General features: G+C 37.7%; 10 protein-coding genes. 3 read left to right on the top strand and 7 right to left on the bottom strand.

Annotated features, from left to right (window positions below):
* Positions 1 to 13: 13 nt before the first annotated feature.
* Positions 14 to 337, bottom strand: a complete 324-nt coding sequence (locus HMPREF0023_RS04355) for a hypothetical protein (RefSeq protein WP_008941290.1) — start codon at positions 335 to 337, stop codon at positions 14 to 16.
* Between the two features lie 321 nt (positions 338 to 658).
* Complete coding sequence (locus HMPREF0023_RS04350; RefSeq protein ID WP_004639361.1) at positions 659 to 1,111, bottom strand: Lrp/AsnC family transcriptional regulator; 453 nt, start codon at positions 1,109 to 1,111, stop codon at positions 659 to 661.
* Between the two features lie 151 nt (positions 1,112 to 1,262).
* On the opposite strand from HMPREF0023_RS04350, the gene HMPREF0023_RS04345 reads away from it, so the two are divergent.
* Positions 1,263 to 1,880, top strand: a complete 618-nt coding sequence (locus HMPREF0023_RS04345) for a LysE family translocator (RefSeq protein WP_008941289.1) — start codon at positions 1,263 to 1,265, stop codon at positions 1,878 to 1,880.
* Between the two features lie 54 nt (positions 1,881 to 1,934).
* Here HMPREF0023_RS04345 and dapC read toward each other — a convergent pair whose 3' ends face one another.
* The 4 genes from dapC to HMPREF0023_RS04325 form a co-directional block, all read right to left on the bottom strand.
* Positions 1,935 to 3,104: a succinyldiaminopimelate transaminase gene (gene dapC, locus HMPREF0023_RS04340; protein WP_008941288.1), complete on the bottom strand. Its 1,170-nt coding sequence runs from the start codon at positions 3,102 to 3,104 to the stop codon at positions 1,935 to 1,937.
* A gap of 79 nt (positions 3,105 to 3,183) precedes the next feature.
* Complete coding sequence (glnD, locus tag HMPREF0023_RS04335) at positions 3,184 to 5,850, bottom strand: [protein-PII] uridylyltransferase (RefSeq protein WP_008941287.1); 2,667 nt, start codon at positions 5,848 to 5,850, stop codon at positions 3,184 to 3,186.
* Positions 5,851 to 5,904: 54 nt separating this feature from the next.
* Entirely contained in the window at positions 5,905 to 7,122 is a 1,218-nt protein-coding gene (gene purT / locus HMPREF0023_RS04330; protein ID WP_171055795.1) for a formate-dependent phosphoribosylglycinamide formyltransferase, read from the bottom strand.
* 120 nt (positions 7,123 to 7,242) lie between these two features.
* Positions 7,243 to 7,632, bottom strand: a complete 390-nt coding sequence (locus HMPREF0023_RS04325) for a tautomerase family protein (RefSeq protein WP_017396096.1) — start codon at positions 7,630 to 7,632, stop codon at positions 7,243 to 7,245.
* 271 nt (positions 7,633 to 7,903) lie between these two features.
* On the opposite strand from HMPREF0023_RS04325, the gene HMPREF0023_RS04320 reads away from it, so the two are divergent.
* Both HMPREF0023_RS04320 and HMPREF0023_RS04315 read left to right on the top strand, forming a co-directional pair.
* Positions 7,904 to 8,368 (top strand): hypothetical protein, encoded by a 465-nt coding sequence (locus HMPREF0023_RS04320; protein WP_004639355.1) that lies wholly within the window; start codon positions 7,904 to 7,906, stop codon positions 8,366 to 8,368.
* A 138-nt stretch (positions 8,369 to 8,506) separates the two neighbouring features.
* Positions 8,507 to 9,637: a CNNM domain-containing protein gene (locus tag HMPREF0023_RS04315; RefSeq protein WP_008941285.1), complete on the top strand. Its 1,131-nt coding sequence runs from the start codon at positions 8,507 to 8,509 to the stop codon at positions 9,635 to 9,637.
* A 94-nt stretch (positions 9,638 to 9,731) separates the two neighbouring features.
* On the opposite strand, the gene HMPREF0023_RS04310 is transcribed toward HMPREF0023_RS04315, so the two are convergent.
* The gene (locus HMPREF0023_RS04310; RefSeq protein ID WP_017396798.1) at positions 9,732 to 10,436 is read right to left on the bottom strand and encodes a Crp/Fnr family transcriptional regulator; all 705 of its coding nucleotides are present in this window, start codon (positions 10,434 to 10,436) and stop codon (positions 9,732 to 9,734) included.
* Positions 10,437 to 10,460 lie beyond the last annotated feature (24 nt).

Here is a 10,460-nt window from a genome sequence, read left to right as displayed (position 1 = left end):
CAATTGATATATTTTAGATGCATGTAAATGTAAGTTTGGCAACTCCGTTAACTAATAAATGGGACTTTGTTTGATTTTTAATAATTTTTACTGTTTTATTCTTGTTGTTACAATATTTAGTAGCATTCTCCATTGCATAGCTTTCAGCGCCACCTTTTCTACCAGCTAAAGGTGCAGCTTCAACAGCAGAAATATAATTTCCATGTTGATCAGTAGTGATTTCGGAATTGTAGGTTAAACCCATTCCTCTAACTTTGGTTTTATCATTTTGAACAGCACATCCTGTGGCTAATATTGCTGATAGAATTATTAACTCAGAAAACTGAATTATTTTCATAATTTTTCCTTATTTTTTGAATTAATTACTTAAAAATTTAAAAAAGTTTTAAGTAATTAAATATTTTTATTCGGTTTTATAATCAACATAAATATAAAGATTAATAGTTAATTTATAAAATAAGAGAACTCTGTTGTAAATGTCAATTGGTTGTTTTGTGATCGTTTATTTTATGGTGTTTGAATCATAGAAATTTATTATAAGGTATACACTAAGCATTGAATTTTATAGTAAATTGAAGCTTTATTGTGTAATTTTTATTTGTTTGCTTAATGTAAGTACCTGTAAGTAAAGAATAAAATGTTAGTTTTGATTTGAAAACTATAGTGGCAATAAACGATTAAATACCACATTTTTCATGACAATTGTGGAGGTGAGGCGTTGTACGTTAGGTAGGGCTGACAAGCTATCATCATATAATTTTTGGAAACTTGCTAAGTCTTTGGTGACTACATGTAGGAGGTAATCTGGATTGCCAAATAGACGTTGAGCTTGCGTTACATTTGCAATTTCACTGACTTTTTCTTCGAAACTAGATAATGCCTTTTTGTCCCCATCTTTTAAAGTGACGAAAATAATTGCTGAAAAGTTCAAACCAATTTTGGATGCTTCCAAATCTGCATGATAGCCTTTGATAATTCCTGATTCTTCCAGTGCTTTCACACGACGATGACATGGAGATAGGCTGAGTCCAACTCTTTCTGCCAATTCAGTGATAGATAATCGTCCATTTGCTTGTAGTTCAGCAATAATTTTCTTATCAATGCGATCCATTTAGAAGAAACTACCTTTTAATTTTAAATGTATAGAAGTAATTAGAATAACATTTTAATCATAAAAGCCTACTATCTCAAAGCAATATTTATCAATTGGTATAAATATCAAAGCTGAAAAATGACATGTTATTGAGGAATAGGGCTGCCTTATGGAATTAAGTGTGATATTCGCTTTTTGGAGTGTTTCAATTCTATTTGTGCTTACACCAGGTGCGGATTGGGCGTATGCGATTTTGGCAGGTATTGAGGGAAAGTTTGTTAGTACTGCCGTTACAGGATTGATTTTAGGGCATTTGATTGCAATTTTATGTGTTGCTGCAGGTCTAGGCTCACTCTTAAACCATTTTCCGATTCTTCTGACGGCAATGACAGTGTTAGGTGCGGGATATTTACTGTGGATGGGAGTTCATCTGTTATTGCAGCCAGCAACTATTTCACACACTGATGGACAAAATCAATCATTAATGAATGCTAAAGCATGGTTGATTAAAGGTGTGGGGATTAGCGGTTTAAATCCCAAAGTACTGCTTTTGTTTTTTGCGTTGTTACCACCATTTATACATCCCAAAATGGCACTTTCTCCAACAGTACAAATCATGATGTTAGGGATGATTCATTTACTGAGTTGTGCTGTGGTGTATATGTTAGTAGGCGTGGCAGCAAAAAAATTATTGAGAACACGGCCTGCAGCAGTAAAAATTGTGAGTCGTGTTTCAGGTGGCTTGATGGTCCTGATTGCATTAATTTTAGTGGTCGGGCAAGTTTGAGAAAATTAAAATAGGAATCTATAGATAGATTATAGATTCCTTTGGTCATCTAAATTAAAGAATTGATTTTAGTCGTTTGACCACTTCTTCACATTGTGCCAAATCTGCAACCAACGCCATTCGAACATGACCTTCGCCTGGGTTACCTTGTTCAGTATCTCGAGAAAGATAACGACCGGGCAAAACTTTAATGTGGGCTTTTTCCATGAGCATTTTGGCAAAAGTTTCATCATTATCTACTTTTAACCAATAATAGAAGCCTGCATCTGGTTTTTGTAAAGGTAGCAGATGACCAAGCTCAGATTGGAATAAATCAAACTTAGCACGGTATTGTTGACGATTCTCTTCAACGTGTGCTTCGTCATTCCAAGCTGAAATGGATGCTAATTGATGCTGAACTGGCATTGCAGCGCCATGATAGGTGCGATATTGCAGATAAGGTTTTAATAAAGCTGCATCTCCAGCCACAAAACCAGAACGCATACCCGGCAAGTTGGAACGTTTAGAAAGTGAGTGGAATACGATGCAATTCTTGTAATCATCACGTCCCATTTCTGCGCAAACTTCTAATAGTCCAACAGGTGCTTGATCAAACCAAAGTTCCGAATAACATTCATCAGATGCAATCACAAAATTATATTGATCTGACAAAGTGATTAATTTTTTAAATTGGTCTTTTGACAGTACGGTTCCCGTTGGATTACCCGGTGTACACACAAACAATAATGCTGTTTTTTCCCAAACTTCAGCTGGGACGGCATCAAAATCGCCTAAATAGCCATTTTCTTCAGTGCAATTGATGAAATAAGGCTTAGCACCTGCAAGTAGTGCAGCGCCTTCGTATATTTGATAGAACGGATTTGGCATCACGATATAAGGTTGATCTTCACGTTTGATGAGTGATTGCACAAACGAAAAAATACCTTCACGTGTTCCAGAGACAGGCAGAATATGATCTTCTGCACTGATAGTGTTCAATCTAAAACGGTTTGTTAGCCATTGTGCAATACTTTGGCGCAACTCAGGTAAACCTTTACTATTTGGGTATGTAGATAAATGTGCGAAATTATCAATAATGGCTTGTTTAACGAACTCAGGTGCTGGATGTTTTGGCTCACCAATTGAGAGTGGAATCAATGGTAAGTTGGCAGGTTGCACATCTTTAAAAAGTTGATTTAACTTTTCAAAAGGATAAGGATGCAATAGAGACAAGCTTGAGTTCATTTAAACGTTACCAAAAGTAAGAATGAAAAGTTCCCCCTTCTTGAAAAGGGGATGCGGAGCTATAACTCCGCAAAGTGTTTTAAGATGGATTACAAATTTGATTAGAAGCCTCATCCAATGCTGCTTTTAATGTTTCAGCAAAAGTCTTTACTTCTTCATCGGTGAGCAATACACCATTTTTCTTGGTGACAAAGAAAATATCTTCTGCGCGCTCACCAAGCGTTGCAATTTTGGCAGAATGAATATCTAAGCCTTGCAACATGAATAATCCACCAATACGAGCCAATAGGCCCGGTTGATCTAGTGTTGAGATTTCAACCATATGCTGTTGTAAAGCAGGGTTGAGTACAATATCAACCGTGTTTTGTATATCAAAATGACGTAAATGACGAGGAATACGACGTTGCATGATACCCGGATATTGATCAGGGTGACTCAATGCCTCAACTAAAGCAGCTTTAACTTTGCGCTCACGCTCTGGGTCGGTCAATAACGTCCCAAAGCGATCAAGCACCAAATAAGTATCTAAGCTAAAAGCAGTAGATGCTGTAATAATTCTAGCATCTTGGACATCGAGATTCATACGATCAAGAACAGCTACCGTTGTTGCAAATAAGTTCGGTTGATCGCGTGTATAAATAAAGATCTGAACCGCATCATCAGCAGCGTTACGGTGCGCACGGAGTAGAACCAAAGGTTCTGGATTATCACCATGTTGCAATATTGCTTGAGTGTGCCATGCGATTTCATTGGCTGACTCTTTAACAAAGTATTCATCACCAAGCTCTTGCCAAACTTTTTCAACTTCGGCGAGGGAGAAATCATTGACCAATAATTCACTGGCAGCAAATTTGGTGTCTTCAATCAGCATTTGGTAATCAACAGGACGACCTAAACCCGACCGAATCACATCGCGTGAATAAGTATAAAGCTGACGCATGAGCGATGCGCGCCAAGTGTTCCATAGTTTTGGATTGGTTGCATTGATATCTGCTACGGTCAAAGTGTAGAGATAATCTAAATGTTCCATATCACCGATTTTTTCAGCAAACTCTTTGACTTCATCTGGATCAGAAATATCTTTTTTCTGCGCCGTGAGTGACATGAGAAGGTGATTATTGATCAACCATGCAACCAGTTTACACTCGCGTTCAGTAAAACCATGGGTGCGGCAGAATTCGATAGCATCGAGTGCACCGAGTTCACTATGATCACCACCACGTCCTTTTGCAATATCATGGAAAATTGCAGCTAGATAAACAATGTCATGGCGTGCAATTCGTTGGAAAACGGAGCTTACAACAGGGAATTCTTTGGCAAATTCAGGTTCTTTAAAGCGACTTAGATTACGTAGTAGCAATAAGGTATGCGCATCGACGGTATAAATATGGAATAAATCGTATTGCATTAATCCGGTGATTTGTCCAAAAGCTGGAATGTAATTACCCAATACACCATAACGTTTCATTGAAACCATTGTTTCATATAAACGATGAGGTGATCGAATAATAGACATGAATAGTGCTTGGTGTACAGGATTGTCACGGAAACGTTGGTCAATACGTTTTGCTGCAAGTACTAACAAACGTAGAGTACGTGCACGTATACCAGTAATTTCAGGTCGGTTTGCCAGTAAATAGAATAACTCTAAAATAGCACTCGGTTCTTCTGAGAACACTTTGTGATGTTGTACTGCTAATTTGCCATCTACGATTTTAAAACGTTCATTAATATCGATAATGTGACGTTCATAGTCTGGTAAACGAGGGGTAATCACGGATTCATTAAAATACGCCAGTAGCATTTCATTCAGGGTAGAGACCTGTTGCGCTGTGCGATAATAACGCTTCATAAATTGTTCAACTGCAAAGTTTACAGGTTGACCTTCTTCTCGCACATAACCAAATTTTGCAGCAATATCTCTCTGATATTCAAACAATAAGCGGTTTTCATCACGTTTGGCGAGGCGATGTAAATGGGTGCGAATTTCCCACAAAAAGCTTTCCGCTTCTTCTAATACAGCTAGTTCGAACTCAGTAATAAAACCAAGATGTACAAGATCATAAATACGGTTTACACGGAAATGACGTTTTGCAATCCAACCAATTTGATTAATATCTCGAATACCACCGGGTGCATTTTTAATATCAGGTTCTAGATTACTTTCTGTATTGTTATGTTGAGCATAGCGTTTTGCTTGTTCTTGCATTTTTGCGTCATAGAACGTTTGATCCGTCCATGTTTGCGCAACAATTCGACGAGGCCATTTTGCAAGTTGTTCATTGCCGGTAATTAAGCGAGCCTCAATCAATGTTGTTGCAACGGTTAAGTCATTACTCGCTTGTTCAACACAGTTTTGAATGGTGCGGACACTAATGCCCGGTTTGAAGTTGCCAACATCCCAAAGTGATGAAATAAATGTGGAAATAAGTTTCTCTTGATCTTCACTTATTTCATCTTCAGATAAAATCATGATATCCGTATCGGAATACGGAAGCATCTCATGGCGACCATAACCACCAATAGCAAATAAACCCAATTCAGTTTGATCTAATCCAGCATGATTCCAAAGGAATATAAGTGCTTCATCGATAGAATTTGATCTTGCTTTGATGACATCACGAATCGACTGACCATTTTCATAGCTCTCTTGTAACTGCTTTTCTACATCTGTTCGCCATTGATTAATAGCTTGAATATCATGATGACTGGTCACGTAGTTTAGCAATGGAGATGTATTGATCATGAAAATGGGTCTTCTATCAAAGTCCCTCTTGATTGCAAGAGGGGTTAGGATTATTTAAGCGTTTGTTTCTACACTCACTTGGTCAGCTGCTTGTTGTGCTAACTCACGTGCCAAATCTGTGGTTTCAGCACGTGCAGTCGCGACACCCATGCGACGACGTTTAAAGCCTTCTGGTTTACCAAAGAGACGCAAGTCCGTGTTCGGGTTTGCTAAAGCAAGATTTACGCCAGAGAAGCTTAAGTTGTTTGCATCCACACCTGCATAAATCACTGCGCTCGCCGCAGTACTATGACGTGCTGTATTCACAGGTAAACCTAAGATTGCACGCGCATGTAACTCAAATTCACTTTGAAATTGAGAAGCTAAAGTTACAAGACCAGTATCATGTGGACGAGGAGATACCTCACTAAACCAGACTTGATCACCTTTGATGAATAACTCTACACCAAAAATACCACAGCCGCCCAATGCTGTAGTGACTTTATTGGCAATGCGTTTTGACTCTTGTAATGCAGTTGCTGTCATCGGTTGAGGCTGCCAACTTTCTACATAGTCACCAGCATCTTGACGGTGACCGATTGGATCACAGTAATGGGTCTCGATTTCACCTGTTTCAGGATTTTTGGCGCGTACCGTCAGTAAGGTAATCTCAAAATCGAAATCAATTTGCGATTCAACAATAACTGTGCCTTGATTGACACGTCCACCTTGCATTGCATATTCCCATGCTGCATCAACTTCATTGAAGCTTTTTACGCGAGATTGACCTTTACCAGATGAAGACATTACAGGTTTAACAAAGTTTGGATAGCCAATATCATCACAGGCAGCGCGGAAGCTTTCAAGGGTGTTGGCAAAACGATAAGCGGAAGTTGGTAAACCAAGTTCCTCTGCTGCTAAACGACGAATACCTTCTCGGTTCATGGTCAAGTTAACGGCTTTTGCAGAAGGAATTACAGTTGCTATTTCATTTTGTTCAATCTCAACGAGCACTTCAGTTGCAATCGCTTCGATTTCAGGAACAATTAAATTAGGTTGAATTGTTTCGATGAGTTTTTTTAATTCAGCAGGATCAGCCATATTGAGCGTATAAGCGTAATGCGCTACTTGCATTGCAGGTGCATGATCATAACGATCTGCAGCATGGACTTCGACACCTAAGCGCTGTAGAGAAATAACAACTTCTTTACCTAGCTCTCCAGAACCTAACAGTAAAACCTTAAATGCAGAAGATTGAAGTGGAGTTCCTAGAGTGACGCTCATGCGAATAATCCTATCCTGAGTAATTTGTGTTTAAGCATAGCAGAACTTTTTATGGAATTAAGCTTGTGTTAGACAAAAAACATGGTTTTTGTTAGACAAAAAAGAATGATCTAAATACCCGCAATCTGCTTAGACATTGACATGATAATTCAGTTCTAATTCATCAGCATTTTTTCCACGAATCCCCCAATGATTTTTCGGTGTTTCAAAAATAGTAATTTCAATATCTTGTGGTGATATATCACACAAGTTTTGGATATTTGAAAATATGGTTTGAATGAGTTTTTGTTTTGCCTCGATTGATCGGCCTTCAAACATGGAAATTTCAATAATGACGTAATGATCGCTGCGATCATCTGGATAAACAAAGTTTTCTGGTTCCATAGGAATAAAGCGCTGAAACTTCTTTTCAATTGGATAAGCTAAACTTGTCACTAATGCTTGATGAATGGCTTCAGACAATCTCGGTCTAAATTGCGAGATCGTTTGATTTAATGCATAAATTTTTATTTGTGACATAAGTAATTTACTCCATAAGTTATAACAGTTTATGTAAGATTTGAAATGATGCTTTATACCTTCTTTATTCTTTTTCACATATTGAGAGTAACAAAAGAAATTGTTGTTAAAAGATGATGATTGGGAGGAGCTAATTTCAGAGAATAAGTCAACATACTACATCAGTCTAGTCATTGGTTCGCTGGTATGATTGATAAATCAGTAACAAAGATTGAGAATTATTTCTAAATTGACTAGCATTAGTCGCAAAAGTTTTGGTGACTGTTTTCAGATGTTAAAGAAAAAAAGCTGTATCAGCGCAATGGTGTTATGTACCCCCTTATTACTTATTGCATGTGGTAATGGGAATAATGAACCTGAAAAAAAGGTTGAGATCAAACCTGCGCCGAAACTGACAAATGATGCAACTGCATATGCAAATGCAGCTTGGCAATTAATCAATGAGATTGATTCACTTGTTTATGACAAGAAAATCGATGAAATAGAAGAAGAAGTAAGAAAGCCGCTGCGCCAATTGAGTACTGATTGGCGAATCAATGTCAAAATGACCGATTCGGTTACTGAAGGAAAATACGCGTTGTGCCGAAAAGCGCTTACTAGTCTAGATAGTTGGGCTAGAGATGTGCTCGCCAATGCCAACAGCGCAACTCAAAAGCAAGCAGACTATGAAAGAGACAAAAACCAGTGTAAAGGTGCGATTGATAATCCAGCACTAGGGAATACCTCGCCCAAATAGTTTACTATTCCTAAGGTTATAAATTGTAAAGAAATAGTTCTGAAATTTTGTTGAAATGATTGACTCATAGCCATGGAGAACGTAGGATAAATTTCCTAAATTGTATAAGGAACCTGTGGTTAAAAGCCAAGTTCTCATATGGATACTCCCAGTTTAATTTCAGAAACTTTTGGACAATTTTCTTTTGCTTCAGCCCTTAGTGGTGACGCATTACTCTTATTGCTATATGTTGTTTTAGCATTATTTTTTTCTTTTTTATGTTCGATTGCTGAAGCAACATTACTCAGTATTACGCCAAGTTATATTGCGGGCTTAAAGGAAACCAATCCTAAAAAAGCTGAACAGTTAAGACGTTTAAAAGAAGATAATATAGATCAATCCTTGGCTGCGATTCTAACCGTAAATACCATAGCTCATACTGTCGGTGCGATAGGTGCTGGTGCTAAGGCGATCTCAGTATTTGGTCAAGTGTGGTTCGGTGTTTTCTCCGCAGTCATGACCTTATTGATTCTGTTCCTTTCAGAAATCATTCCTAAAACACTTGGTGCTGTATATTGGCGCCAATTGGTTTCCTTTACAGGTATTTATGTCAATTTCCTTATTAAAACTATGTACCCATTAATTGTTGTTTCAGAAAAGTTAACCAAACTCATTTCTGGCGATAAAAAAGCGCAACAATTCAGTCGTGATGAGTTCGTAGCGATGGCGGGTATTGGTAAAGAAGAAGGGATGTTGAATGATCGAGAGTCTAAAATCATTAGAAACCTCTTTTTATTCAAATCATTTGATGCCAGTACGGTAATGACACCGAGAATTGTTGTTTCAGCCTTACAAAAAGATCTAACGGTGGATGAAGCACTTGCGATACCAACTGTCTCAAATTTTTCACGCTTACCAATCTATGAAGATGATCTAGATAGCGTAGTGGGTTTTGTGTTACGTGAAGATTTGTTAGTGGCAAAGAACAAAGAACAGGGCGAACATTCTATTAATGAATTTCGTCGTGAATTGATCACAGTCATGGCAAAGACCCCTTTATCTAGATTAATGGAAATCTTATTGGAACAACGACAGCATATTGCTTTGGTCGTTGGCGAATATGGAGATACCAAAGGTGTGGTGACCTTAGAGGATGTTGTTGAAACGCTTTTAGGGATTGAAATTCTTGATGAAGGTGACAAAGTCGAGGATATGCAAAAATTGGCAAGACAGCTTTGGGAAAAGCGTGTTGGAAAGATGGGGATTCATTTAGAGTCGCCATTTAAATAGATTTTTTAAATCTGTGTCGATCGCTTGTTGGCATTGAACTGTGAATCTATAACCTGTGTAATTGTTTTTAAACAATACTTACATTACACAGGTTTTAATCAATTAAAGTACCTTTTGTAGATAATAATTTTAATTTATTTAAATCAATCACCTGTATTTTTTTGAAGCCCAATTGAATCACGCCTTGTTTTTCGAATTGGTTAAGTTCTTGATTCACCGTTTGTCTCGATACGGTGAGCATATTGGCAAGTTGATCTTGTGAGATTTGAATATTTAGATCTTGAATCGATGAGCGGTTACCGTAACCTTCTAATATAAATAACAAGCGTTGAGCAAGACGCTGACTGATCGTTTGAGTTTGAATTGAAATTTGCTCTAAAAAGACATAGCGAAGTTTTTGACTGGTTAGTAAGGCGAAGTAGTACCAATAATACGGATTTTTTAATAAGAACTCTTTTAGAGGCTCTCCGGGAATTTGCAGAACAACACTTTTTTTAAGTGCTATCGCATCATGAGAGCGTGGTTGTTTGTCTATGAGAGAAATCTCGCCAAACCACATGATTGGTTCAGCGATAGCAGCAATTGCTTCATTACCGTTAACGTCTATATAACCCAAACTAATTGAGCCATCGAGAACACCATACACACCATCAAATTGATCTTGAGCATTAAACACAGCGGCATTTTTTTCAATTATAAGTTTCTTACCATGATCCAAAATGAACTGCTTGAAAGGTTCTGTAAGCTGACTAAACCAAGCGTTTTGCTGCAAATGGCGAATATAAATTGGATCTAACACGATGTTTCCTTTCTCAAAATTTTG

Source organism: Acinetobacter sp. ATCC 27244, assembly GCF_000156555.1.
Classification (GTDB): domain Bacteria; phylum Pseudomonadota; class Gammaproteobacteria; order Pseudomonadales; family Moraxellaceae; genus Acinetobacter; species Acinetobacter haemolyticus.
This window is presented reverse-complemented; position numbering and strand designations above follow the sequence as displayed.